The following is a 24,816-nucleotide window of genomic DNA, read 5'->3' as shown; positions in this document are numbered from 1 at the left end:
CGATGACGGGAGAACGCCTGTTCGGAGAGCGTTTCACTGCCCGGGAGCGAGGACCCGCCGACCTAGCATGATCGCGGGCGCGGCCCGGCGCGACGAGGAACCGAGGAAGGCGCACATGGACGAGGGCACCGATCGGACCAACGCCTCCGGCCCCAGGGCCGCCGAGGGCTCGGAGCGGGAGCGCCCCTTGCGGAGGTTCCTGCGCGAGGGACCCCCCGTCGGTCCCACACGGCCGGGGTTCTGGCGCAGCCCGGCCCGCGGCCCCTGGACGACGTCGGTGCTGGGCGCGGTCCTCCTCGTCGGGATCACGGTCGTCGCGGTCACCGGGCTGCTGTCGTACGCCGCGTACAACCCCGACCTGTCCCCGGTCAACGACAAGACGCCCGGCAAGGGCCCGCTCGGGTTCTACCTCTTTCCCTGGCCCACCGATCCGCACTGGCTCTACCGGCTCACCCAGGGGATCCACGTCACCCTGGGCATCGTGCTGGTGCCGGTCCTGCTGGCGAAACTCTGGTCGGTCATCCCGCTCTTCTTCGCCTGGCCGCCGGTCCGCTCCGCGGCCCACGCCCTGGAACGGCTGTCGCTGCTGTGCCTCGTGGGCGGGGCGCTGTTCGTCTTCGCCACCGGGGTGCTCAACGTCCAACTGGAGTACGTCTTCCCCGGATCGTTCTACGTCCTGCACTTCTACGGTTCGTGGGTGTTCCTCGGCGGTTTCGCCGTCCACCTCGCCACCAAGGTGCCGGTCATGGTCCGGACGTTGCGCGGGGGCGCCCCGCCGACCGGCCCCGGGGAGGGCTCCGGCGGGGCGGCGCCCGACGGTTCCGGGCTCCTCAGCCCGGACCCCGCGCCCCCGACCATCTCGCGCGCCGGGCTCCTGGGCACGGTGGGGCTGGGGTCGCTGACGCTGTTCGCCGTGACCGTGGGGCAGAGCATCGGCGGGCCGCTGCGGGCGACCGCCCTGCTGGCTCCGCGGGGCAGGACCTCCGGCGACGGCCCCGACGGCTTTCCCGTCAACACCACCGCGGCCCGGGCCCGTGTCGGGGAGGGTGACGTGGGCGACGGCTGGCGGCTGACCGTGCGCGGTCCGGCGGCGGAGGCCACGCTCACCCGGGAGGAGCTGCTCGCCCTTCCCCAACACCGCGCCGCGCTGCCGATCGCGTGCGTGGAGGGGTGGTCGACCGAGGACCAGGAGTGGTCCGGGGTCCGCCTGGCCGACCTGGCCGACCTGGTCGGCGCCGCGGGTCCCGTCGGGGTGTTCGTGGAGTCCGTCCAGCGCACGGGGAGCTTCACCCGCGTCGCGCTGCGCGCGAACCAGGTCGGCGACCCCCGCTCCCTGCTGGCCCTGCGCGTCAACGGCGCGGACCTCTCCCTCGACCACGGGTATCCGGCCCGCGTCATCGTTCCGGCCGCTCCCGGGGTGCACAACACCAAGTGGGTCGGCCGCCTCACCTTCGGGGAGGCGTGATGGCCGCCCTGCGTCGCTGGTACGGGGCCCCGGTGTGGCACCTCCTGCTCATGATCGGGGCCTTCGCCCTCATCGGCTACGCGGGGGTGCGGCTCCTGGCCGGCGACGCCCTCGGCGTGGCGGTGTGGTTCGTCGGCGCCGCCGTCCTCCACGACCTGGTGTTCCTGCCCTGCTACACCCTGGTCGACCGCGCCTGGCAGACCGTGGCCGGACGGCTGACGCGCGGGGGGCGGACCCCGGAGGGCGGCGACGGGCGACGGAACCGGCTGATCAACCACGTACGCGTGCCCGCGGTCGTCTCGGCGCTGCTGTTCGTGGTGTACTTCCCCCTGATCCTCGGGCCCTCGGAGTCCTACCTGTCCAAGAGCGGGCTGCCCGGGCACCCGTTCGCCGGACGCTGGCTCCTGGTCTGCGCGTTCCTGTTCGCCGCCTCCGCGTTGGCGGGGGCCGCGCGGTACGCGCGCGGTCACCTCGGCGGCCGCCCGGTCTGAGGTACGGCCGCGCCCCGCGGCACCCCCGCCGTCGTCCCACCGCGGCCGGAGCGCAGCGCCGCGAAACGGCGGCCCCGGGCCTCCCAGGTGTCGGCGCGGGACCATCCCGTCCGTTCCGCGAGGTCCAGCAGAGCGGGCAGCCCCAACCGCGCCCACGGGAAGGGGGCACCGACCCCTCCCCGCCCGTCGGTGATCCGCGCGGTCATGCGCTCGCAGACGTCCTCGGGGGCGGCTTCGGCGATCAGCAGTCCCCCGGGCAGGACCAGTTCCCGCACGCGGGAGAGCAGCCTCTCCGGGGACCCGCCGATACCGATGTTGCCGTCGATCAGCAGGGCGGTGTGCCAGCCCCCCTCCTCCGGCACCGGGTCGAACGCCGACTGGCACAGTGCCCGCCCGCCCGAGGCGTTGGCGTGCGCCACGGCCAGCGGGTTCAGGTCCACGCCGAGCGCCGGTCGGCCGAGGTCGGCCAGCGCCGCGACCAGTCGGCCCGGCCCGCACCCCACGTCCAGGACGCCGCCCTCGCAGCGTTCCAGGACGGCCGCGTCGGCCGCGTCGATCCCCCCGCACCAGCGTTCGACGTCCAGCGGCAGCGTCGATCCGTCGGGGCGGCGCAGGAACAGCGGTCCGCGTTCCCGGGCCAGCGCCTCGGTGTAGGGATCGCACCGCCACGCCGTCACGTCCACCGGGGAGGCGGCGGTCTCGGCCGCGTTCATCGCAGGACTCCCGTCGTCCGTTCCCCGACGGCCCGCGCGAACCGGGTCCCCGGGGCCTGGCGTGCGACCCGGGCGGCGTCCGCCGCGGTGTCCACGTCCACCAGGAGCGGCAGGTCGGCCACCCGCAGACCCGCGTCGGTCAGGCGCCGGCGCTGCACCCGGCCGGTCCGCGGCGTCGACATCGGTACGCCGAGCAGCAGGCCGGGATCGGGGTCGGCCAGGCCGAGCGCCCAGAACCCGCCGTCCTCGGCCGGGCCGAACCACGCGTCCGCGCGCGTCCAGGCGTCGGCGGCCAGCACGGGGGCCAGGGTTCCGGCCGTGACCTGGGGGGTGTCCATGCCGATCAGCAGGGTCGGCCCCGAGCACCGGGCGAAGGCGGCGGCCAGCCGCTCGTCCAGCCCACCGCCCGCCTGGGGGACCACGTCGAACCCCCCGTCCGGCAGCCACGGCCCCGGCCGCCCCTCCAGGGCCAGCACCCGTCTGCGGGCGGGGAGCGACAGCACGGTGCGCAAGGTGTCCGCCAGCGCGGCGGCGGCCAGGCGGGCCGCCTCCTCCGGCGTGTACTCGGGGGTCAGCCGCGTCTTGACCCTGCCGGGGACGGGTTCCTTGGCGATGACGAGGAGCGTCGCGGCCCCGGCCGCCGGGACGTCCGTCCCGACGCCGTTCACCGTTCCCTCCCCGCCGGCCGCGCCGGCCACGGCTCCGCGGGTCCGCGCAGCACGGACGTCATGTCCCGCACCGCCGTCCACGTCCCCCGCCACGTCCCGGTCACCTTGGAGGCACCGGTCCTGGGGAGGTAGGGGACGTCCACCTCGTCGATCCGCCACCCGGCGTCGGCGGCGCGCACGACCATCTCCAGGGGGTAGCCGGACCTCCGGTCGGTCAGGCCGAGTCCGAGGAGGTCCTCCCGCCGCGCGCTCCGCATGGGGCCGATGTCGCGGAGCCGCACCCCGGTGCGCCTGCGCAGCATCCGCGCGACGGCCGCGTTGCCCGCGCGGGCGTGGACGGGCCAGGCGCCCGCGACGACGGGGCGGCGGCGGGCCACGACCAGGTCCGAGGCGCCCTCCCGTACCGCGTCCACCACGCGCGGCAGCAGTTCCGGATCGAGCGAGGCGTCGCAGTCGCAGAAGCAGACGATGTCGGCGGTGGCGGCGAGGAGTCCCGCGTGGCAGGCCGCCCCGAACCCCCGCCGCGGTTCGGTGACGACCAGCGCGCCCAGCCGTTCGGCGATGCGCGCCGATCCGTCCGTGGACCCGTTGTCCACCACGATCGGCCGCCAGCCGGAGGGGACGCGCCCGATGACCCACGGCAGTGCCGCCGCCTCGTCCAGGCAGGGCAGGATCACGTCCACCGGTGGTCGCCGGTTCCCTCCCGGCGGCGCCTCGGGGTCCTTCGCGGTCCGGTCGGGGTGCACAGCGGAGTCGTCGCTCCCACGTCGCTCATTGATCACGATGATCACGCTACGTAGCGAAACGGCTCCGACGGTGGAGGGATGTCCCGCGACACGCGGGCGACCCCCGTCACCCGGCCGGTACGTCGACTCCGTGTCGGGCGCGCAGCCCCGCCCGCGCGAACTCCCGCATGCCCTCGGCGAAGCCCACACGCGGGCGCCAGTCGAGCTCCTCGGCCAGCCGGGCGGAGCACGCGGTGATGTGCCGGACGTCGCCCAGCCGGTAGTCACCGGTGACCACCGGGTACGGTCCCCCGTGCGCCTCCGCCAGCGCCCACGCCATCTCGCCGACCGTGTGCTGCGTTCCGCTGCCGGTGTTGAACGCGGACAGGACGCCCTCCGGCCGTCCCGCCAGGGCCGCCACCGCCGCCGCGTTGGCGTCGGCCACGTCGCAAACGTGCACGAAGTCCCGCCGCTGGTGGCCGTCCTCGAACACGCGCGGGGCCTCGCCCCTGGCCAGGGCGGAGCGGAAGAAGGACGCCACACCCGCGTACGGGGTGTCGCTCGGCATGCCGGGGCCGTAGACGTTGTGGTAGCGCAGTGCGATGGCGCGCCCTCCGACGGCCCGCGCCCACGCCGCGCAGAGGTGTTCCTGCGCGAGCTTGGTGGCGGCGTAGACGTTGCGCGGGTCGGTCGGGGCGTCCTCGCCGACCAGCCCGGGATCCAGCGGCGCCCCGCACCGCGGGCACGGGGGGTCGAAGCGCCCGGCGGCCAGGTCGGCCTCCCGCCGCGGCCCGGGCCGGACCGGGCCGTGCTCGGCGCAGGAGTAGGCCCCCTCGCCGTAGACCACCATGGACCCGGCGAGCACGATGTCGCGCACGCCCCGGCGGGCCATCGCGGCCAGCAGTGTCGCGGTGCCCAGGTCGTTGCAGCCGACGTAGTCCGGCGCGTCGCCGAAGTCCGCGCCCAGGCCCACCATCGCCGCCTGGTGGCACACGACGTCCACCCCGTGCAGCGCCCGCTCCACGGCCGCGCCGTCGCGGACGTCGCAGACCAGGTCGACCCCCGCGTCTCCCGGTGGCCGACCGGCGTGCGCCTGCGGCAGGAGGGCGTCGAGGGTCACCACCGTGTGCCCGGCGCCCCGCAGGGCCTCGGCCGCGTGCGATCCGATGAACCCCGCCCCGCCGGTGACAAGTACGCGCATGCGGTCCACGTTAGGTTCCGGGACCGCACGCGTCGTCGGGGCGCACCGGCGACCCGGGAATCGGGGCCACCGGTCGTGGTGGGGGGCTACTCCCAGCGCAGTCCCTGCGGACGCGTCGTCCGCAGCAGCGCGGGAAGGGCGAGCAGGGTCGCGAGGAGCACCGCCCCGGCACCGGCCCCGGAGACCACCAGGACGTCGGCGGGGGCGAAGGCGATCGGAACCCCGCCGAGGGCCATGAGCAGTGCGCCCAGGACCAGCCCCGCGACCGTCGCGAGGGCGGTTCCCAGCAGGACGGGCAGCGCGGTCTGCCACACCAGGGAACCCGCCAGTGTGCGCCGCGGGGTACCGAAGGCGGTGAGCACCGCGTGCACCCGCGTGCTCGCGCGGACCTGCTCGACCGTGCCCACCACCAGTCCGGCGGCGATCATCGCCAGGCACGCGACCGCCCCGGCGAGGAGCATGTTCCGCATCCCGTCCAGTCCGCTGCCGGTGCGCGTGGTCACCGAGAAGTTCGCGTCGAAGGCCGGGTCCAGACCCGCGAGGGCCGCCCGGACCTCCTCCTGGACGTCCGGGACCGCGGGATCCACCCGCAGCCAGGCCGTCGCGCCCCATGTCACCGCGGCCGTCGCGTCCGCCTCCGGTGTGGCGAGCACGACCCGGGCCGGGTCCGCGCCGTCCCCTTCGGGAAGGGTCACCGTGGCCGGTGTCCACGTGTACTCGGGAACCCGCCACACCGCCCCCTCCCCGGCGCGTTCGAGGACGAGCTCGTCGCCGACGGCCAGGTCGGGGTCGGCGGAGAAGACGTCCCCCGGGGCGCATTCCGGCAGGTCGGCGATCCGGGCCAGCGTCGGGCAGCCGGCGACGAACACGGAAAGGGAGGTGCCGTCGGACGCGGTGCCCCACATCCTCGTGAAGACGAGCGCCTCCGCCACCCCCGGGGCCTCCTCCAGGGCCGGGGCCGAACCCTCCTCGGCCGGACGCAGGGGGAGGTCCGCCGCCAGGTTGTAGCCGTGCTCCCCGAACGTGTTCCCCTCGTAGACCCTCTCGACCGTCTGTTCCAGCTCGCCCTCCATCTGTGCCTCGGCCCCCGTGAACAGCGCCTGCAGGGCGATCGCGCCCGCGACCGTGACCACGATGCCGTTGACCGCCCGGGTCGGCCCGCCTCCGGCCGCGCCCAGGCGGCGCACCGCCATCTGGAGGGCGAGCGGCCCCCCGCCACCGGCTCGCCCGAAGGCCCGGTCCACGAGCCAGGGCAGGATCGCGGTCGTTCCCAGCAGTACCGCGAGGATGCCGAACGCGACCATCGGGGCCCACATCCCTCCCGTCAGCCCGAGCCGCATGCTCCCGGCGATCAGGGTGGCGCCGACCGCGAGGAGGAGCAGCCGCCACCCCACCCGGGGACGGCCCCGGTCGGCGCGGCGGACGACCCCCAGCGGTTCGACCGCCACGGTGCGCAGGGACGTCAGCACCACCCAGAGTGCGAGCAACGGCACCACGAGGAACACCAGGCCCCCGAGCACGGGGTGCGGCACCACGTCGGCGGCGAACACCCCCTCGGCGACGGGTACCGCCTCCGCGACGGGACGAGCCGCGAGGAAGAGGACCACACCGACCAGCAGGCCGAGCGCGGTCCCCGGCAGGGTCTCCCCCGCAGCGATCCGCCGGGTCGCGGCGCGGTCGGCGCCCATGAGGCGGAGCGCGGCCAGCCTCCGGTCCCGTTGTTCCCCGCCGAAGCGCACCGCCGCCGCGAGGAACACCACGACGGGGGTGAGCATGACGACCGTGCCGACCACGCCGAGCAGCAGGAGGAGCGGTTCGTCCCCTCCCGGTCCGGGCACTCCGCCGTAGCGGGTGATCCGGTTCTCGGCCTCGTACCCCTCCAGAGCCCCGTCATGGAGGTAGAAGGCCAGTTCGCGCGGACCGTCCAGTCCCTCGGGCGCGATCTCACCGACGACCGGGTGGTCGAAGCGGCGTTGGAGGACCTCGGCGTCCGGGTCGTCGAGGAGGTCGGCCAAGGCGGGGGAGACCACCATCTCGCCGGGGCCGGGAAGCTCCGTGACGCCGGGTGGCACGGGGGCGTCGGGCCCCTCGGGCCGGATGATCCGACCGAAGACCGGGGTGCCGCGGTAGTCGGTGTCGGCGATGAGGAAGGACAGGGTGTCGTCCCCGGGCGGGATCGTCGGGTACTCCGCCACCTGGTAGTCCATCCGGGCGGCGGCCCGTTCACCGCGGTCGTCCAGGATGGTCGGCAGGGACGAGGCCAGCAGCAGGGCCGCGGTGGCCGCTCCGACGCCGAGCGCCATGAGCACGGTACGTGTCAGACTCTCCCGGCCGCGCGACGACAGCCCCGCGCCCAGTCGCAGGTCACCGATGAGGGATCGCCAGTGGCTCACACGCCCCCTCCCAGGTCACGGGTACGGCCGTCGCGCACGACGACCTCGCGGTCGGCGTAGGCGGCGACCCTCGCCTCGTGCGTCACCAGCACCACGGCCGCCCCGCTCTCCCGGACGGTCTCGGTCAGCAGCCTGATCACCCGCTCCCCGTTGAGCGAGTCCAGCGCCCCGGTGGGCTCGTCGGCGAACACCACCCGGGGGCCGGTGATCAGGGCGCGGGCCACGGCGACCCGCTGCCCCTGCCCGCCGGAGCACTCACCCGGCTGTCTGTCCGCCACGTCGGCGACGTCCAGCCGCTCCAGCCACTCCGCGGCGGTGCGCTCGGCCCGTCTGCGGCGCACCCCGCCCAGCCGCAGCGGGAGGGCGACGTTCTCCACGCAGGACAGCTCCGGGACCAGCTGGCCGAACTGGAACAGGAACCCGAACTCGGTCCGGCGCAGGGTGCTGAGCCGGGTGTCCGGGAGCGCGGTGAGGTCACTCCCGGCGTACTCGACGCTCCCCTCGTCCGGCCGCACCACCCCGGCCAGGCAGTGCAGCAGGGTCGACTTGCCGGAACCGGACGGCCCCATGAGGGCGACGATCTCTCCGGGGGCGAGGGTGAGGGCGGCGCCGTCCAGCGCCGTCGTGGGGCCGAACGCCTTGTGCAGACCGGAGGCGCTGAGCAGGGGTGCGTCCGGGTGCCCGGAACCGGAGACGCCCCGGGGGGTGGTCAGGGGTCTCATCCGCGGCGCACCTGCCCGGCGAGGTCGGCCAGGCGCGCCGCGGTCAACTCCAGCCAGCGCAGGTCGGCTTCGAGGTGGAAGAGGGCGTGGTCGCAGATGAGCTGGTCAGCGAGGCCCCCCTCGCTCTTGCGGCGGGTCAGGGCGCGCATCTGCCTGAGGTGCTCGGCGCGCTGGACGTCCAGGACCTCCTCCGCCGACCGCCCGGTGAGCAGGGCGAGCACCACCTTGGTGTACAGCGTGCTCTGGAGGTAGGGCTCCGGGTTCTCCGCCCGGGCCAGCCACCGTTCGACGTCGGTGACGCCCGCCTCGGTGATGGCGTAGCGCTTGCGTTCGGGACCGGCGCCGTGCTCGATCGCCTCGACCTCGACCAGCCCGTTCTTCAGGAGCCGGGAGAGGGTCGCGTACACCTGGCCGTAGGCGAGCGGTCTGTGCGCGCCGAAACGCTCGTCGTAGGTGCGTTTGATGTCGTATCCGTGCTGTGGGCTCGTCTCCAGCAGCCCGAGGATGGTCTCGGAGAGTGACATGCCGAAAACTATACACATGATGTATACACCAAGTGAATACCTGCCACCGGACATCCCCGGCCACGCCCGCCGGGGCGCGCCCCGGCACCGGCCCCGTGCCCCTCTCCGCCCCGCGCCCGCCGTGTCTGACCTGTTCGGAGCGGTGCCGGGGGCGATACTCAGCCCATGCTCAGCGCACTCCTCGAACGGATCATCCCGGTCTCCCAACGCCGCACGCTGGACGAGATGGTGCAGGACCTCGACCTGTCCGCCGGTGACAGCAGGGCCAAGCGCTCGGCCTTCTGGACGATGCTGACCCTGTCGTCCGTCATCGCGGCGGGAGGGGTGATCACCGACTCGACCGCCACCGTGATCGGCGCGATGATCATCGCGCCCCTGGCGACACCGATCATGGGGATCGCCCTGGGGTCCGTCCAGCGGCGGCGGACCGGGTCGGTCCGGATCGTCCTGTTCGGCTGCCTACTGGTGATCGGGGTGGGGCTGGCGTTCTCGGTGGTTCTGCCCGACAGCTACGACCTGCTCTCCAACAGCCAGATCTCCGGAAGGACGTCGCCGGGCCTGATGGACCTGGTGTCGGCGGTGGCGACGGGCCTCGCCGGTGCCCTGGCCGTGTCCCGCCGGGATGTCGCCGCCGTACTGCCGGGGGTGGCGATCGCGATCTCCCTGGTTCCGCCGCTGGTCGTGGTCGGGGTGTGTCTGGGGCACCTCGCGTTCTGGCCCGCCCTGGGCGCGCTCGTGCTGTTCCTGTCCAACCTCTTCGGCCTGGTCTCCGCGGGGATGGCGACCTTCGCGGTGGTCGGGTACGGATCCGGCAGCGCCCGGCGGACGACCCGCAGGACCCGCCTGGCCATGGCCCTGCTGTTCACCGTCGTGTTCGTCCCGCTCGTCGGGAACACCACGGTCACGCTCCTGGTGGACCTGTGGACGGCACGGGCGAGGGACGCGGCCAGCGCGTGGCTCGCCGACACCCCCGGTTCGTCCGTCACCCGCGTGGACATGGTGTCGCGCACGCTCCACGTGCACGTCCGCTCCTCGGGGGACCTGCCCCCGGAGAGCGCGTTGATCGAACGCCTCGGCGGCGAGGTTCCCAAGGGCATCCCCGTCGTGGTCCAGACGACCAGCGGCCAGCGGATCGACGCCGGGGTGGTCGGCGGCTGAGGTTCAGGGGGACCCGTCGGCGTTGACGGCCGCCACGCAGCGGTTGAGGAGTTCGCGCAGGGTGTCGCGCTCCTCTGGAGAGAGGGCGTCGGCCATGCGGCGCTCGATCGGCACCGCCCGCCGGTCGGCGGCGCGCAGACGCTCGGCGCCCGCCTCGGTGATCCGGGTCTGGAGGACGTGCTGGTGCCAGGGGTGCGGCCCCCTCTCCACCAGCCCGTCGGCCGCGAGGGCCTTGAGCACGGCCGCCATGGCCTGGGGTGTGACCAGGCAGACACGGGCGAGCGCCGCCCCGGAGATGCCCGGGCTGTCGTGCAGCGCGAACAGCGCCGCGTATTGCGCCACGCTCAGGCCCGTCTCGCGCAGCGCGGCGGCCTTGGCCGACATCAGTGACTGCTCGGCGCGCTTGATGTCGAAGCCGAGGCGCTCCCCCGCGGGCATCTCCTCCATACGGGTGAGCCTAGCGCCGCGCATCAGTGTAAAGTCCTGAATGACTATCAATACCTTGATGATCTTGCGATGATGGAGGACCCATGGCCGGCAAGACCGTGCTGATCACCGGGGCGTCGTCGGGACTCGGCCGCCGCCTGGCACACGACCTCGCGACCCGGGGCGCCGTCCTGTTGCTTCACGGACGCGACCGCGACCGCCTGGACCGGGTCGCGAGCGAGGTCGGGGGCCGGGCCGCGGCGGTGCGCACCTACCGCGCCGACCTGGGCGACCTCGACCAGGTACGGGATGTCGCCGCACGCGTGCGCGAGGACGCCCCGACCCTGGACGTGCTGGTGAACAACGCCGCGGTCGGCGGAGGCGCGGACCCTTCGGTGCGCGAGACCAGCCGCCAGGGGCACGAACTCCGGTTGGTGGTCAACCACCTCGCCCCGTACCTGCTCGTCCGCGAGCTACGGGAGGCCCTGGCCGCGGCGGGCTCGGCGCGGGTCGTCAACGTGGCGTCGGTGGGACAGCTCCCCGTCGACTTCGACGATCCGATGTTCACCCGGGACTACGAGGGGGTGGAGGCCTACTGCCGCAGCAAGCTCGCGATGATCATGGGCACCTTCGACCTCGCCGAGGAGTTGAGGGGCCAGGGCACGACCGTCAACGCGCTGCACCCGGCGCACCTGATGGACACGCGGATGGTGCGGCGGAGCGGATTCACCCCCGCCGCCACCGTGGACGACGGGGTCCTGCCCACACTGCGGCTGATCGCCGACTCGGCCCTGGAGGGCGTCACCGGGCGTTACTTCGACCGTTTCGACGAGGCCCGCGCCCACGCGCAGGCCTACGACACGAAGGCACGCCGCGACCTGGCCGCGCTCACCGAGCGGCTCCTGAACGGTGTTCCCGGGGCTCGCACGGGTGAGGGCACCGAGCCGGGGCACGTCTTTTGACTCAGCCGGAGTGGCGGAGGCGGTGCCAGGCGGTCACCCAGCGGCGGCGCTCGGCCTCGTCCTCACCCGCACAGGCGGTCACGAAGGCCATGAGGACGACGTAGCGCGGCATCCGCGTACCCTCCAGCGCCGCGCGGAAGGTCGAGCTCTTGACCGCTCCCCCGCACAGGTACTCCAGCTCCAGGTAGGACCAGTCGCCCGCCCAGACGAGGTAGCGGCGCATGGTCAGCAGGAACTCGGCGGGTGTGCCGGCGTTGGTGGGGTCGGGGCGCTGGTGGTACCCGACGAGGTCGCGTACCGGACGGGTCCGTTCGACGGCACCGTCCACGGGGGTGGAGAGGAGGTGATCCAGCCAGCCCGCTCCGTTGAGGGAGTCGTTGGGACCGGTCGGTTCGAGGACACCCGTGCTGCTCACACCATCTCCTTTTCACCGGGCGGGGACGACGACCATGGAACGCGTTGACGCGAGGGGCGCGTGTGGGACACACACGCACACAGGAAAGTAAGGGGAACCGACGAGCGAGGGGGGCGCGGTGGTGACGGCCCCGAATGATCGGTTACCGAGAAATCTACCGGATGGACACGACGCGCGAAAGCGCCGGAAGTCCCACCGGGAACGAGGCGTGCGTCTCCTCCGGACCGGCCGGGGGCACGACCGAGGCGACCCTTAGGGGAACTTTTCTTAAAAAGGAAGGAAATGTGATCCCACGCACCGAACGAAACGTCCACCATAACTTCGCGATTTTCACCCACGTTTCACCTGGCACTCCCACCGGAACGGCTCCATTTTCCCCATATCGGACGGACCTGAATACATGATGCGGATGTCCGTAACCAGATCACGGGGTCCAGGTGACCACCGTGGCGTCGTCGTGGACCTTGCCCCTCGGGTGGCGTACCCCCGCCGGGTCGGCCCGCTCCAACGCACGCACCCGGTCCACCAGGGCACCGGGGCCGTGCTCGGTCACCAGGTCCAGCGCCTCGTCCCAGCGGTAGGCGCGGAACAGCTCGACGGCCCGGCTCGCACCGTCGGTCAGGGCGGCGAAGGGGCCCGGCGGCAGCGTTCCCGTGACCGCCTCGTCCGCCGCCCGCGGATCGGCTCCCGCCGTCCAGAACCCGCCGGGTACGTTGCGGTACGCGCGGACCGGCTTGGACACCCTCTCCCTGAGGTCGTCCAACCGGGTGTCCGCGAGCACGCGCACCCCGTCCCGCCCGCGCACCAGCAGCACCGAATCGGACAGGACCAGGTACTCCAGCACGCCCCCGCGTACGCGCACCGCGACGACGGTGGCCGAGGGGGTCTGCTGCCGGGCGAGGTCACAGGTCGCGCCGTGCAGCGACGACACTCCCCCGATCGCCTCCGCCAGCGCCTCGCGCAGGCCGAGTCCGGCGTCCGCCCCCGCGAGCAGCAGCCCGCCGAGGGAGCGGGTGAACCACGCGACGCCGTGGCCGCATCCGTCGTCCGGACGCCCGGTCACGCCGTCGAGCAGCACCGCGCAGTCGGCGCTGACGGCCGCGAAGTCCTCGTTCGGGTGGTCGGGACGGCCGGGCTCCGTGGCGATCCGGAAGGGCATGCGGTTCTCCTCGGGTTCGTGACCCCGTGAAGGCGGCCCGGCGCGGCTCCGGCCGCCCCGGGCCTCTGGCTCCGGTCGCGGTCAGGACCGAGAATGCCCGAGGACCCGCCGTACCCGAGGATTCGCCACACCCCGAGGAACCCGATGACGACCTCCCCCGCCCGGCCGACGGCCCCGGCGGCCACACCCCCCGACTCGGCGCGGCCTTCCACCGCTTCTGGTCGGGCAACGTCGCCAGCAACCTGGCCGACGGCGTCATGCTGACCGCGCTGCCGATGCTCGCCGCCCTGCTCACCAACGACCCCCTCGCGGTCGCGGGGCTCACCGCCGCGCGCTACCTGCCGTGGCTGCTGTTCGGGCTGTTCGTCGGAGCACTCGTGGACCGGGTCGACCGGATCCGGGCGATGGTGGTCGCGAACGTGGTGCGCGGCGCGGCGGTCCTGGCGCTGGCCGCCGCCACCGCCACGGGCCACACCACGATCGCTCTCCTGTACGTGGTGATGTTCGCCGTGATGACCTGCGAGAGCGTCTACGACATCGCCGCGCGGGCGGCACTTCCCGCACTGGCCAGGGGTGCCGTCGACCGGGCCAACGGTCGGCTGGTGGCCGGACGCGAGGTCGCGCAGGAGTTCGTCGGCGCGCCCACGGCGGGGTTCCTGTTCGCCGTGGCCGCCGCGCTCCCCCTGGCGGTGAACGCCGGGGCCTACCTCCTGGGCGCGCTCATCCTCCTGGGCCCGCCGCTGTCGGCGCGCCGCCCGGCCCCCGCGGGCGGTTCCACCGCCGCGGGCCCGGTGCGCTCCGTCCTCTCCGACGTCGGGGAGGGCCTGCGGTACGTGTTCACCGATCCCCCGCTCCGCGCGCATGTGTTCTTCCTCGCCGTGATCAACCTCGCGGCCGGAGCACAGCTCGGGGTGTTCGTCCTCATCGTCCGGGAGCACTTCGGCGTCCCGGAGCGGCTGTTCGGTGTGTTCCTCGCCGTGGCGGCCGTCGGGGCGATCGGCGGCGCCGCGGTGGTCGGACGGTTGGCCGCCCGGTCAGGGGGAACCGCGCCGAAGGCGTCCGTCGAGGGTGCCCGCCCCTTCGCGGAGCGATCCCCGGGCGGCGGGCGACGGGAGGGCCGGTTCGGGGTGATCGTCGGCGGATACCTCGGCCAGTCCGTCCTGTGCGTCGCCTTCGCGCTGGCCCCCAACGCCGTGGCCGCGGCCGTCGCCTGGGCACTGGTGGCCGCCGCCAGCACGCTGTCGAACGTCATGTCCACGGGCGTCCTCCAGCAGATCGTGCCGGAGCGGCTCATGGGTCGGGTGATGAGCGCCAACCGCGTGCTCGGTTTCGGTCTGCTGCCACTCGGCGCGCTGCTCGGCGGGCTCCTCGGCCGGGTCGACCTGCGGCTGCCGTCCCTGTTCGCCTCGGCGGTCTTCGCGGTCGCCACTCTCGCGGCGCTGCGCCACCTGCGCGCGACCTCGGCCCGCGCCGACGACGCGGAGCGGGCCGCCCTGGGTGGCGGCCCCGACCGGACCTGACCCGGGGGCCGCGGCGGCGGCCCGGCACACCGCCGGGCGAACGCCCCGGCCCCGCCTCGGGGTCAGTACACGACGACGGTGGTGTACACCTCCATCCTCCCGCTCTCCCACAGCCAGTCCATGGCGGCCATGCTCACGCGGGCGCAGCCGTGCGAGGCGGGGTAGGCCGGAACGCTGGGGTAGCCGTGCACGGCGATCCCGCCGTTGAAGTACTTGGGCCGGTACAGCGCCCCGTAGGGTCCGGGGTCCCACGCGTCGACCTCGCGGAAGACGGAGTAGGTCCCGGTGGGGGTGGTGGCGATGACCTCGGTGCCGTCCCACCTCTCGTAGGGTCGGCCCGATCCGGTGGAGGTGTTGATGATCCGCTCCACCTCGCCGTCGGAGACGACGAGCAGCAGCTGGTCGTCGAGGTCGATCTCCAGCAGGTCACCGGAGTCGGTGGTGGCGGACGGGCGCACGCCCTGGGCGAGGGCGTCCTCGGTGTCGGGGCCGACGATGCCGTCGCGGGCGATCCCGGCGGCCTTCTGGAGCGCGATGACGGCCTGTTCCGTGTGGTAGCCGAACTCGCCGTCGACGCCGTCGGTCCAGTAGCCGAGCTCGTTCAGACGCTCCTGGAGCTCGGTGACGTAGGTTCCGGAGTCGCCCTCCCGCAGCTCGGACGGCAGGGTCGCGGGGGCGGAGACGGCCGGTGCGGACGCGTGGGCCGGGGTGGCGGTGAGGAGGGCCGCCCCGGCCCCGAGAGCGCACGACGCGGCCACGGCCAGGACCGCGGTACGGGCGAGGGGACGGGGGCGGCTACGGACGGGGGGTGACAGTGGGGTTGCCATACGCCACATCTACCCACGCGTCCGGCGTTTTCCCCACCGGAACGGCGTCTGTGGACAACCCGGTCGCGTTCGCGCGGGTCAGCGGCGCCCCGGCACCACGCGATCGACCCGGAACAGGCTCGTGGAACCGCTCACCTCGTTGGCCACCGCCAGGACCGGGACCCCGGGAAGCGGGGAGTCGCCCGCCTCGATGAAGGTCAGCCCCTCGGGCGCGAGGTCCCCGGCCTCCCGGGTGCCGGGCTCGGCGGAGAAGTCGCGGTTGTTCAGGTACTGCACGAAGAACGCCGACCGGGGATCGGTGATGTCGTAGACCATCACGCCGCCCACCCGCTCCAGGCCCACGAACGCGTAGGTGCGCCCGGACACCCTGCCGACGACCGCGGACTCGGCCTCGGGTCCCTTGTCGTCGCTGCGCGCGTCGAAGGAGCTCTCGTCGTTGTTGGCGTTGAAGTGGTCCGGGTCGGCCTCCGCGGTGATCCGCTCGAAGTCCGCGCCGGAGTCGAAGAGCCGTTCGCCGTCGGCCGTCCAGACGGAGAAGGAGCGGCCCCCGTGGGCGTACACGTCCTCGTAGCAGCCGCCGTCCTCGCTCAGGCCGTCCTCGGCGGAGACGTGCAGGCGCCCCAGGTTGGCGTCGTCGAGCAGCTCCTCGACCGTGCCGATCCCCTGGTCGTTGTCGGCCAGGAAGTCCCGCAGGCGGGGTGAGTCCTCGCACAGGGGGGTGTCGGCGGCCAGCGAGCCCAGCCGGTCCTCCTCCGAGTAGCCGTCCCAGTCCCGGGAGTCGCCCTCGTTCGCGGTGACCAGCAGGGTCTGCCCGCGCCAGGTGTAGGTGTCGAACCCGTCGGGCTGGTACATCCCGTAGACCGGCCAGTTCTCGATCCGGATCCCGCCGTCCCGGTTGGAGGCGTCCAGCCCGTCACCCGGCTCCAGGTGGTCCTTCACGCCGAACGGTACGACGTCGGTGAACTCGGCGGCGGCCACGTCCAGGACCGCGAAGGCGTTGGCCTCCTGGAGCACGACGTAGGCGGTGCCGTCGGCCCCGGCGGAGACGTACTCCGGTTCGAGGTTGCGCGCCACCCGGCCCGGCGTCCCGGGCTCCCCCGTGGACAGGTCGGGGCCGAAGACCCGCACGTCGGGGTGGAGCTCCCGGCCCTCGTCCCAGGCCCGGAAGCCGGCCGTGTCCACGTCGTCCTGGGTGAGCGCACCGGGGTCGCCGGAGATCCGGACCACGCTCACCGAACCCTCCGGGTCGGCGGTGTAGTCGTCGCTCGGCTCGCCCTCGTTGGCGACCAGCAGGCTCCGCCCGTCCGGCGTGAAGGTCGCCATGTCCGGCAGGGCCCCGACCCGGAGCGCGTTCAGCGCGGCTCCGTCGGCGTCGAAGAGGACCACCCAGCCCGGCTCGGCCCGGTCCTCGGCCTCCACCGCCACCGCGACGACGCCGCCGTGCACCGCCACGGAGTTGGCCACGGCCCCCTCCGCCACGGTCGAGCCGTCGGCCGCCGCCACACCGGCGGTCGGCAGGTCGAAGAGCTTGGTCGGCGACTCCGGGTCGGAGACGTCCAGGACCTCGACCGTGGCCGCGGCCGCGTTGACGACGAACAGGCGCTGGGTGTCCGGGTCGTGGGCGACGATCTCGGCGGCCGACTCGTCGAAGGCGTCGGTGTGGTACGTGCCGAGCACGGACAGTTCGATGCCGACGGGGCCGGGGCCGCGCGCCGGACCCCGCTCGTCGGCGTGGGCGGCGGCCGCCGCCCCGGTCAGGGAGACGGCGATGGCGGCCGTGGCCGCCATGGTCTTACGCATGGTGCTTCCTGGTGGGATCGGGGGAGACGGGCGAGGTCACGCCCGCGCCGAAGCCAACCAGGGGGTCGCGAACGGCGGGTGACGGCGGTCCGGCCGCCAGGTGAAGGGCCCCGCGCCGAGACCGCCCCCGGCGCGGGGCGCCCGTCACCGCTGCCGCGAGCGCCCGTGCAGGGAGGCGGCCACCTGGGCCAGGGCGCGGCAGCGCGCGAACTCCACGGCGGTGAACGGCACCCCCACCCTGCGGACGACGAGGACCCCTCCGTCCGGGGAGGGCAGGGTCATCGTCGTGCCGGAGGTGTCCTCCTCCCCCATCCCCTCGGGCGCCGTCCCGACGCGTTCGACGTCCTGTGCGGAGGCCAGGGACAGCAGCGCCCCCTCCAGCGTGGTCGCCCCCTCCACCATGGCGCCGACCAGCCGGAGTGTCCGACTGGTGGTGTCGCTGAGCTCGTGGACGTCGGCGGGCCGGACGATCGCCTCGCGGACCCCGGCGCCCAGGACCGCCGCGTACAGGGCCTCCTCGACGACGTGGGCGGGCGCGCTGACGAGGAACTCGTCGGTGGTCTCGGCGCCGTCGGGGTGGACCTGCATGAGCCTTATGTCGACCCCGAGCGAGGCGAAGCGCGCGGTGAGCTCGGCGAGTCCGCCCGGGACGTCGGTGAGGGTGACGCGTACGCTCCACAGCCGGCCCCCGGCCTCGGGCGTCCGGGCCGGAGCGGGGTCGCCCGCCGACCGGCTCCCGCCGCGCGACCGGCGGACCACCGCTCTGCGGTGGCGGTGCCAGCGGTGCAGGGCCGAGGCGGCGAGCAGGATCGCCCCCGCGGTGATGAGGGCGCGGACACCGCCGTCGCTGTGTCCGAGGGAGAGCACCAGCACGTGCGCCGCACCGGCGGCGAGCAGCAGCGCTCCCATGTCCAGCGCCTCGCGGCCGAAGAAGCCGGGGCGCGTGTGGTCGTCGGTTCCGTAGCTGCCTTCGGAATCGTCCATACACCCCACGGTGCCCACCCGACGTTGCGAAGCGTCGTCACTCCGTGAATACCAGGTAACGACGCAGGGTGACACGTGTCACGGAGTGCGATCCCCACCGGTCAGCAGCCAGTCGACCATCGCGCGCAACTCGGCGCGGGACAGGTCGGCGTCGAAGTCCGCGTCCCCGGCCGCGAGGAACACGGCGTCGACGAGGTGCTGGATCCAGCGGGCGGTCCGTTCCGGGGGGAAGGCGGGCGGCCGCCCGTCGTCGGCGAGCGCGCGCAGCAGGGTGGTGAGCGCCCCGACCGTGCGCTCCTCGTCCCCGCCGACCAGGCGCGCGAACTCCTCGTCCCGGTTGACCTGGAACAGGGCCGCGGCCATCAGCCCCGGGACGAGCGGGTCGTCGGCGTCGGCCACGAGGTGGTCGACCAGGGCGTCGATCCCCGCGCGCGGGTCGTCGGCGGCCAGGGCGGCCTGCCTCGCGCGCGCACCGCGCTCCAGGTCGTCGGCGAAGAGCGCGTGGAAGATCTCGCGCTTGGTCGGGAAGTAGTGGAACAGCGTCCCGGAACCGATCCCCGCGCGGCGGCAGATGCTCGCGGTGGAGGTGCCGTCGAGCCCCTTCTCGGCGAACTCCTGGGCCGCGGCGCCGAGGATCGCGGCTCGCTTGCGGGCGTGCTGTTCGGGGTTGACGGTACGCATCCCGCGCAGCATACCGGCGCCGCCCGGCACCCGTCGGCCCGCCGCCGTTATTAATAGAGTGATCACTCTGCTAATGTCCACGGCATGTCCACGACACGGGTCACCACACGCCCCCGCCCCCGTCTCCTGCGCCGCCTGCCCCCGGTGATCGGTCTGCTCCTGCTGTCCCCGGTCTGCGCCGAGTACCTCATCGGCTACGACTCGAACGTGGGACGGCCGCTCGTCATCCTCGGCGGGCTGCTCATCCTCGCGCCCCTGTACGGCGCGGTCGCGCTGCTGGTCCGGGAGGCCGCCCGCCGCGCCGGCCGCGGCTGGCCGACGATCCTTCTGCTCGCGCTGGCGTTCGGAGTCATCCAGGCCGGACTGGTCGACCAGAGCCTGTTCAACCCCGCCTACCGGGACATCGAGTCCTGGGGCGAGACACGCGATCCCACGCTCATCCCGGGGATCGGGGTGAGCGCCGACATGGGCCTCACCTTCCTGCTGGGGCACACCGTCTGGTCCTTCGGCGCGCCGATCGCCGTGGTCGAGGCCCTCGCGCCGCGCGAACTCGCCCGCCGCCCGTGGCTGGGCTGGTTCGGTACCTCGGTCGCGGCGCTGCTCTACCTCGCGGCGGCCTACCTCGTCCTCAAGGACCACCTCGCCACCGAGGACTTCGTCGCCTCGCCCGGTCAGCTCGGGGGCGCGGCGACCGTCGCGGCGTTCCTTGTCCTGGTGGCGCTGACCCTGCCCGGGCGCCGGTCGGACCGTGCGGCGCCGGTGTCCGACCGCAGGGCCCCGGCCCCCTGGCTGGCGGGCGGACTCACCCTGCTGGTCGCACTGGGGACGTCGTGGTTCCTCCCACCGACCTGGCCGGGCGTCGCGGCGGAACTCGGGGCGCTCGCCGGCCTGGGCGCGCTCCTGTGGACGTGGTCACGGCGCGAGGGCTGGTCCGGACGGCACGTCGTCCTGGTCGCCGGGGCTCCGCTCATCCTGAACGGACTCACCTCGTTCGCCGTCGAACCCCTGGGCGAGCCGGTCGCGCCGCTGCTCAAGTACGGCAGCAACGCCTTCTTCACGCTCCTGGTCATCGGCCTGGTCACCTGGGGGTACGCCCGGAGCGCGCGCGGCGCCCGGCCGCTGCCTCCTGCCTAACCCCGTCCGGCGAAGGGCATCTCCCGCGCCATCACCGTCACCCGGGGGACGGACACGTCCAGCGGCAGGGAGACGATGTGGGCCACCATGTCCGCCACGTGTGCCGGGTCGATCGTGGGCTCGGCACGCGTGGACCCGTCCGCCTGCAGCGCCTCCACCCCGAAGTCGGCCACCATCGGCGTCGCCGCGTTGCCCACGTCGATCTGCGTGCAGGGGATCCCGTGCGCCCGCAGGTCGAGGTTCATCGCCGCGGTCAGCCCCGTGATCGCGTGCTTGGTGACGGTGTAGGCGACGCTCAGCGGACGCGGCACGTACGCCGACACCGACCCGTTGTTGACGACGCGGCCGCCGCTCGGCGACTGCTCCTTCATCAGGCGGACCGCCTCCCTGGCGCAGTACAGCGAGCCGGTCACGTTGGTGGCCAGCGTCCGCTCCCAGTCCTGGTCCCCGATCCCGTCCACCGACGCCCGCGGCCCGAAGACCCCGGCGTTGTTGATGAGCACGTCGACCCGGCCGAACCGCCCGCGGACCACGTCGAACAGCGCGCGCACGGAGTCCGCCGAGGTGACGTCGGTCTCGACGACCACCGCTCCGGGGTGGCCGTCCGCCGTCTCCTCCAACGGCGCGCGCCTGCGGCCCGCCAGGACCACGGAGTGCCCGTCGGCCAGCAGCCGCCGGGCCATGCCGCGGCCCAGTCCCGACCCTGCTCCCGTCAGCACCACGACCTTCCGGTCGTCTCCGGTCGTCCCGGTGTTCGTCGACGTCACCAGCTGTTCCTCCCCGTCCGCTCGGCAGTCGGAGGTTACCCGGGGCGGCCTCCGGGTGTGCGGCCGGGGCCGACCCCGGCGCGCCGCCCGGCCCCGGGCCGGGTTCGTCAAACCCCTCGCCCGCACCCTCGCACTGTGTTAGTCTCACTCACTCGCGGCGACCCGGACCTGTGCGAGATCAGGGACGTGCCGGTGTCCGGACCCGCCCGGCGGCCCCGCCCCGGCGACGAGACCGGACGAACCCCCAGCACGGTCTCGATCCGCCAGGGAGCCACACCCATGCGTGTCCACCACGCGGTGTTCGCCCGAGGGCTGCGCCGCTACTCCACCTACCGTGCCGCCACGCTCGCGCACGTGCTCACCAACTCCGTCTTCGGCGTCATCAACGCGATGGTGCTGCTCGCCCTGTTCGACGCGCGCCCCGAGATCAACGGCTACGACGCCCGCGACGCCGTCACGCAGGTGTTCGTCGCGCAGGCCCTGCTCGGTGTGGCCGCCGTCATGGGTCCGCCCCTCGACCTGGAGGAACGGATCCGGGACGGCGCCGTGGCCACCGACCTCCTCCGCCCGGTGTCCCTCCAGTCGTGGTGGCTGGCGGACGACCTCGGCCGGGCCGCCTTCCAACTGGTCTTCCGGTCCGTCCCCACGTTCGCCGTCGGGGCACTGCTGTTCGACCTCAGGCTCCCGGACGACCCCGTGCGCTGGGGCACCGTCCTGGCGTCCTTCGCGCTGGCCGCGGTGGTGGCGTTCGGCCTGCGCTACCTGTACGCGCTGTGCGGTTTCTGGCTCACCGACACCCGGGGCGTGTGGGCGGTGGCGGGACTGCTGGGGCCGGTGGCCGCAGGGACGCTGCTGCCGCTGACGCTGTTCCCGACGGCGGTGGGCGACGCGCTGCGGGTGCTGCCGTGGGCGTCGATGGTGCAGATCCCCGCCGAGGTCCTGCTCGGCAAGGAGTCCCTGCCGGGCGGGACCGCGGCGGGCGGCCTGGCCCTCCAGGCCCTGTGGGCGGCGGCACTGCTGGCACTCGGCGCCCTGGTGACGTCCCGCGCGACGCGCAGGGTGGTGGTCCAGGGTGGCTGAGCCGGCCCCGACCAGCGCGCTGTGGCCGCTGCGGATCTACGTCCGACTCGCGTGGACGTGGTGCCGCGCCCTGGCCCAGTACCCGGCCTCCCTGGCCCTGCTCACCGTCTTCGTCTCCCTGGGCGCGCTCGCCGAGATGGGCGCCGTCGTGATCGTGTTCGGCCACGCGGGCGAACTCGCCGGGTTCGGCGTCGCCGAGGGACTGCTCGTCTACGGGCTGTCCGCGACGGCCTTCGGATGCGCCGACATGCTCATGGGGTCGGTGGAGCGGCTGGGCCGGCACATCCGGACGGGGGCCTTCGACACGATGCTCGTCCGACCGGTCCCGCCACTCGTCCTGCTGGCCACCGACCAGTTCACCCCGCGACGGCTGGGCAAGGTCGTTCCCGCCGCCACGGTGCTCGTCCTCGCCCTGGCCTGGTGCGACGTCGAGTGGACACCCGCGCGCGCCCTCATGCTGCCGGTGCTGCTGCTCTCCTCGGTCGCCATCTGCTGTGCCGTGTGGACCGCGAGCTCGTGCATCCAGTTCCTCGCCACCGACGCGCACACGGCGGCCAACTCGCTCACCTACGGCGGGCAGGCCCTGACCGAGTACCCCCTCGCCGTCTACGGCCGGGACGTGGTGCGCGGGGTGACGTTCGTGGTCCCGCTGGCCTTCGTCAGCTGGCAGCCCGTCCTGTTCCTGCTCGGCCGCCCCGATCCGACGGGGCTGCCCGACGGGCTCCGCCTCGCCCCGCCCGCCGTCGCCCTCCTCCTGTGCGCCGTCGCCGCCCTCTGCTGGCGCGGCGGTCTGCGCCGCTACCGATCCACCGGGAGCTGATGACCCATGACCTCCAGCCACGACGCCCCGCCCGTCATCGAGGCCGTCGGCCTGGGCCGGGACTTCACCCTCCGCGAGGGCCCCCTCCTCCGCCGGAGGAAACGCACGGTCAGCGCCGTCCGCGACGTGACCCTCACCGTCCGGCCGGGCGAGATCGTCGGCTACCTCGGCCCCAACGGAGCGGGCAAGAGTTCGACGATGAAGATGCTGACCGGCATCCTCACCCCGACGGCGGGCAGGGTCCGGGTCACCGGGCTCGAACCGTCCCGCGACCGCACCCGCCTGGCCGCCCGCATCGGCGTCGTGTTCGGCCAGCGCACCACCCTGTGGTGGGACCTGCCGCTCCGGGACAGCCTGGAGCTGACCCGCCACATGTACCGGATCCCGGCCGCCGACCACACGCGCCGCCTCGCCGAGCTCACCGAGCTGCTGGAGCTGGGTCCGTTCCTGTCCACGCCGGTGCGCCAGTTGAGCCTGGGGCAGCGCATGCGCGGCGACCTGACCGCCGCCCTCCTGCACGGCCCCCGGCTGCTGGTCCTCGACGAGCCGACCATCGGCCTGGACGTGGTGAGCAAGACGGCCATCCGCGAGTTCCTCCTCCGGCTCAACCGGGAGGAGGGGACGACGATCCTGCTCACCACGCACGACCTGGGCGACGTCGAGCGGCTGTGCGAACGGGTCGTGGTGATCGACCGGGGCAGCCTGGCCTACGACGGCGACCTGGCCGGACTGCGCGCGAGCGTGCCCACGCCCCGCGTCCTGGTGGTGGACCTGGCGACCCCGGCCGCACCGGTCGAGGTCCCGGGCGGCACCTGCGTGCGCGTGGAGGGGCCCCGCCAGTGGCTGGAGCTGTCGGCCAACCCGGCGTCGGTGATCGGGGAGATCGCCCGGCGGCACGACGTCGCCGACCTGACCCTGCGCGAACCCGACATCGAGCACGTGGTGGCCTCGCTGTACCGGGGCGCGGTCCCCAGCAACGACTGAGCGTTGGCCGGGCTCCGTCCTCCCCCCCGGAGTGCGGACGACCCACCCCCACCAGCGCGGACGGGAACGGATGGCGGGGTAACGAACCCCGCCGGGCCGACCGTCCGGGACGGACGGGATGATGGCGGTCATGGGTGTGTGGCTGGGGATCGTGTTCGCCGTCCTGTCGTGCGCGGCCTACACGGCGGCCGCGGTGGCGCAGCGGCGGCTCGCGGTGCGCGTGAGAGCCCCGCTCACCGACCGCCGCCAGATGGCCGACCTGCTGCGGCACCCCCTGTGGTGGGTGTCGCTGGTGTTCAACGGGGGCCGCGCGGGGTTCCAGGTCGCGGCGGTCAGCTTCGCCCCGCTCACGGTGATCCAGCCGCTCGGCGTCCTGGTCCTGGTGTTCGGCATCCCGTGGTCGGCCAGGCTCGGCGGGCGGCGCGTGAGTCGCACGGAGTGGCGCGGCGCGGCGTTCACCGTGGTGGCGCTCGGAGCCCTGCTCGCGGTGTCGGTCACCAGCGGTCAGGGCGGTGTCCTCGACCGGCCCGACTCCGTGCTCGTCGGTGTCGGCACGACCGTGCTCCTGCTGGTCACGGCATGGGGCGCGGGCCGGGTTCCGTCGACCGCGTGGCGCAGCTACCTGCTGTCCGGTGCCGCGGGGGTGGCCTTCGGGGTCTCCTCCGCCACGGTCAAGACGTCGGTCTCCGTTTTCGCCGCGACCGGTGTCGCGGGGCTGGCGCACCCCGCCACTCTGGCCACTCCGGTGATCGCGGTGCTCGGTCTCCTCCTCGCACAGGCCGCCTACCAGGGCATGGACCTCGGGGCGCCGCTGGGGATCACCACCCTGACCAACCCGGTCGCGGCCTCCGTGATCGGGGTGGTGTTCATGGGCGAGTCCTACGCCGGCGGCTGGGCGGGGGGCGCGGTCGCGCTGGTGAGCGCCCTGCTGGCCGCCCAGGGCATCCGGCTGCTCACCGTTCCCCAGGGCACCGAGACGTTCGGGGGCTCCGGCAGAGGGGAACAGGACGTCCTGCCTGGCCGGTGAGGACGATCACGCCTCGGACCGAAGGCGGGAGCACCGGACCGGCCCCTGGTAGCGTGGTCGGATCGTGTCCGATCAGGAGTGGAGAACGGGGAGGTGGGGTTGATGACCGTGTTCGGGGCCACCGCGCGCAGCATCCGGGTCTGCCTCACGTCCCGGAACGTGGCCTGACC

General features: G+C 73.9%; 25 protein-coding genes. 10 read left to right on the top strand and 15 right to left on the bottom strand.

From position 1 onward, the window contains the following. Positions 1–67 precede the first annotated feature (67 nt). Positions 68–1,465 carry a molybdopterin-dependent oxidoreductase gene (locus ACTVAJ_RS17175; protein ID WP_470389172.1) on the top strand — a complete coding sequence of 466 codons (1,398 nt, stop codon included), beginning with the start codon at positions 68–70 and terminating at the stop codon, positions 1,463–1,465. After that, a complete protein-coding gene (locus tag ACTVAJ_RS17170) occupies positions 1,465–1,956 on the top strand; it encodes a hypothetical protein (protein ID WP_470389171.1) in 492 nt (163 codons plus the stop codon). Before ACTVAJ_RS17175 ends, ACTVAJ_RS17170 begins: the two co-directional genes overlap by 1 nt. Here ACTVAJ_RS17170 and ACTVAJ_RS17165 read toward each other — a convergent pair. The 7 genes from ACTVAJ_RS17165 to ACTVAJ_RS17135 all read right to left on the bottom strand — a co-directional run bounded on the left by ACTVAJ_RS17165 (position 1,932) and on the right by ACTVAJ_RS17135 (position 8,902). Further along, entirely contained in the window at positions 1,932–2,669 is a 738-nt protein-coding gene (locus ACTVAJ_RS17165; RefSeq protein WP_470389170.1) for a class I SAM-dependent methyltransferase, read from the bottom strand. The two genes, ACTVAJ_RS17170 and ACTVAJ_RS17165, sit on opposite strands and share 25 nt — an antisense overlap. Then, entirely contained in the window at positions 2,666–3,337 is a 672-nt protein-coding gene (locus ACTVAJ_RS17160; RefSeq protein ID WP_470389169.1) for a TIGR04282 family arsenosugar biosynthesis glycosyltransferase, read from the bottom strand. The genes ACTVAJ_RS17165 and ACTVAJ_RS17160 overlap by 4 nt, the downstream gene beginning before the upstream one ends. Beyond that, positions 3,334–4,083 (bottom strand): glycosyltransferase family 2 protein, encoded by a 750-nt coding sequence (locus ACTVAJ_RS17155; protein ID WP_470389189.1) that lies wholly within the window; start codon positions 4,081–4,083, stop codon positions 3,334–3,336. The genes ACTVAJ_RS17160 and ACTVAJ_RS17155 overlap by 4 nt, the downstream gene beginning before the upstream one ends. A gap of 106 nt (positions 4,084–4,189) precedes the next feature. Next, on the bottom strand, positions 4,190–5,263 hold the full coding sequence (locus tag ACTVAJ_RS17150) for an NAD-dependent epimerase/dehydratase family protein (protein WP_470389168.1): 1,074 nt from the start codon (positions 5,261–5,263) through the stop codon (positions 4,190–4,192). Positions 5,264–5,349: 86 nt separating this feature from the next. Next, positions 5,350–7,656, bottom strand: coding sequence for an FtsX-like permease family protein (locus tag ACTVAJ_RS17145; RefSeq protein WP_470389167.1), 2,307 nt, complete (start codon positions 7,654–7,656; stop codon positions 5,350–5,352). Then, complete coding sequence (locus ACTVAJ_RS17140) at positions 7,653–8,378, bottom strand: ABC transporter ATP-binding protein (RefSeq protein WP_470389166.1); 726 nt, start codon at positions 8,376–8,378, stop codon at positions 7,653–7,655. The genes ACTVAJ_RS17145 and ACTVAJ_RS17140 overlap by 4 nt, the downstream gene beginning before the upstream one ends. After that, entirely contained in the window at positions 8,375–8,902 is a 528-nt protein-coding gene (locus tag ACTVAJ_RS17135; RefSeq protein ID WP_470389165.1) for a PadR family transcriptional regulator, read from the bottom strand. The genes ACTVAJ_RS17140 and ACTVAJ_RS17135 overlap by 4 nt, the downstream gene beginning before the upstream one ends. 165 nt (positions 8,903–9,067) lie before the next feature. Here ACTVAJ_RS17135 and ACTVAJ_RS17130 point away from each other — a divergent pair, with 165 nt between their 5' ends. Next, positions 9,068–10,060 (top strand): DUF389 domain-containing protein, encoded by a 993-nt coding sequence (locus tag ACTVAJ_RS17130; protein WP_470389164.1) that lies wholly within the window; start codon positions 9,068–9,070, stop codon positions 10,058–10,060. A 3-nt stretch (positions 10,061–10,063) separates the two neighbouring features. Here ACTVAJ_RS17130 and ACTVAJ_RS17125 read toward each other — a convergent pair whose 3' ends face one another. Then, entirely contained in the window at positions 10,064–10,531 is a 468-nt protein-coding gene (locus tag ACTVAJ_RS17125; RefSeq protein ID WP_470389163.1) for a MarR family winged helix-turn-helix transcriptional regulator, read from the bottom strand. Positions 10,532–10,590: 59 nt separating this feature from the next. Here ACTVAJ_RS17125 and ACTVAJ_RS17120 point away from each other — a divergent pair, with 59 nt between their 5' ends. After that, entirely contained in the window at positions 10,591–11,448 is an 858-nt protein-coding gene (locus ACTVAJ_RS17120; RefSeq protein ID WP_470389162.1) for an SDR family NAD(P)-dependent oxidoreductase, read from the top strand. 1 nt (position 11,449) lies between these two features. Here ACTVAJ_RS17120 and ACTVAJ_RS17115 read toward each other — a convergent pair whose 3' ends face one another. Further along, positions 11,450–11,863 (bottom strand): hypothetical protein, encoded by a 414-nt coding sequence (locus ACTVAJ_RS17115; protein WP_470389161.1) that lies wholly within the window; start codon positions 11,861–11,863, stop codon positions 11,450–11,452. A 424-nt stretch (positions 11,864–12,287) separates the two neighbouring features. Beyond that, positions 12,288–13,022, bottom strand: a complete 735-nt coding sequence (locus ACTVAJ_RS17110; RefSeq protein ID WP_470389160.1) for a hypothetical protein — start codon at positions 13,020–13,022, stop codon at positions 12,288–12,290. A gap of 26 nt (positions 13,023–13,048) precedes the next feature. On the opposite strand from ACTVAJ_RS17110, the gene ACTVAJ_RS17105 reads away from it, so the two are divergent. Beyond that, positions 13,049–14,542 (top strand): MFS transporter, encoded by a 1,494-nt coding sequence (locus ACTVAJ_RS17105; RefSeq protein ID WP_470389159.1) that lies wholly within the window; start codon positions 13,049–13,051, stop codon positions 14,540–14,542. A gap of 62 nt (positions 14,543–14,604) precedes the next feature. Here ACTVAJ_RS17105 and ACTVAJ_RS17100 read toward each other — a convergent pair whose 3' ends face one another. From ACTVAJ_RS17100 to ACTVAJ_RS17085, 4 genes are all read right to left on the bottom strand, one after another. Further along, the gene (locus ACTVAJ_RS17100) at positions 14,605–15,369 is read right to left on the bottom strand and encodes a L,D-transpeptidase family protein (protein ID WP_470389158.1); all 765 of its coding nucleotides are present in this window, start codon (positions 15,367–15,369) and stop codon (positions 14,605–14,607) included. 78 nt (positions 15,370–15,447) lie between these two features. Beyond that, positions 15,448–17,169, bottom strand: a complete 1,722-nt coding sequence (locus ACTVAJ_RS17095; RefSeq protein WP_470389157.1) for a choice-of-anchor I family protein — start codon at positions 17,167–17,169, stop codon at positions 15,448–15,450. A gap of 144 nt (positions 17,170–17,313) precedes the next feature. Then, positions 17,314–18,153: an ACT domain-containing protein gene (locus ACTVAJ_RS17090; RefSeq protein ID WP_470389156.1), complete on the bottom strand. Its 840-nt coding sequence runs from the start codon at positions 18,151–18,153 to the stop codon at positions 17,314–17,316. A gap of 78 nt (positions 18,154–18,231) precedes the next feature. Continuing rightward, entirely contained in the window at positions 18,232–18,915 is a 684-nt protein-coding gene (locus tag ACTVAJ_RS17085; RefSeq protein WP_470389155.1) for a TetR/AcrR family transcriptional regulator, read from the bottom strand. Between the two features lie 3 nt (positions 18,916–18,918). Between ACTVAJ_RS17085 and ACTVAJ_RS17080 the strand changes: the two genes are divergently transcribed. Next, a complete protein-coding gene (locus ACTVAJ_RS17080; protein ID WP_470389154.1) occupies positions 18,919–19,968 on the top strand; it encodes a hypothetical protein in 1,050 nt (349 codons plus the stop codon). On the opposite strand, the gene ACTVAJ_RS17075 is transcribed toward ACTVAJ_RS17080, so the two are convergent. After that, complete coding sequence (locus ACTVAJ_RS17075) at positions 19,965–20,735, bottom strand: SDR family oxidoreductase (RefSeq protein ID WP_470389153.1); 771 nt, start codon at positions 20,733–20,735, stop codon at positions 19,965–19,967. The two genes, ACTVAJ_RS17080 and ACTVAJ_RS17075, sit on opposite strands and share 4 nt — an antisense overlap. Before the next feature lie 279 nt (positions 20,736–21,014). Here ACTVAJ_RS17075 and ACTVAJ_RS17070 point away from each other — a divergent pair, with 279 nt between their 5' ends. From ACTVAJ_RS17070 to ACTVAJ_RS17055, 4 genes are all read left to right on the top strand, one after another. Then, positions 21,015–21,815 (top strand): ABC transporter permease, encoded by an 801-nt coding sequence (locus ACTVAJ_RS17070; RefSeq protein WP_470389152.1) that lies wholly within the window; start codon positions 21,015–21,017, stop codon positions 21,813–21,815. Further along, positions 21,808–22,635 carry an ABC transporter permease gene (locus ACTVAJ_RS17065; RefSeq protein ID WP_470389151.1) on the top strand — a complete coding sequence of 276 codons (828 nt, stop codon included), beginning with the start codon at positions 21,808–21,810 and terminating at the stop codon, positions 22,633–22,635. The genes ACTVAJ_RS17070 and ACTVAJ_RS17065 overlap by 8 nt, the downstream gene beginning before the upstream one ends. A gap of 6 nt (positions 22,636–22,641) precedes the next feature. Then, positions 22,642–23,619, top strand: a complete 978-nt coding sequence (locus tag ACTVAJ_RS17060; RefSeq protein ID WP_470389150.1) for an ABC transporter ATP-binding protein — start codon at positions 22,642–22,644, stop codon at positions 23,617–23,619. A 130-nt stretch (positions 23,620–23,749) separates the two neighbouring features. Further along, a complete protein-coding gene (locus ACTVAJ_RS17055) occupies positions 23,750–24,646 on the top strand; it encodes a DMT family transporter (RefSeq protein WP_470389149.1) in 897 nt (298 codons plus the stop codon). Positions 24,647–24,816 lie beyond the last annotated feature (170 nt).

The organism is Nocardiopsis sp. KDC1DS13DA1 (genome assembly GCF_055632325.1).
The sequence above is the reverse complement of the archived record's forward strand: the minus strand, read 5'-3'. Positions and strand labels throughout refer to the sequence as shown.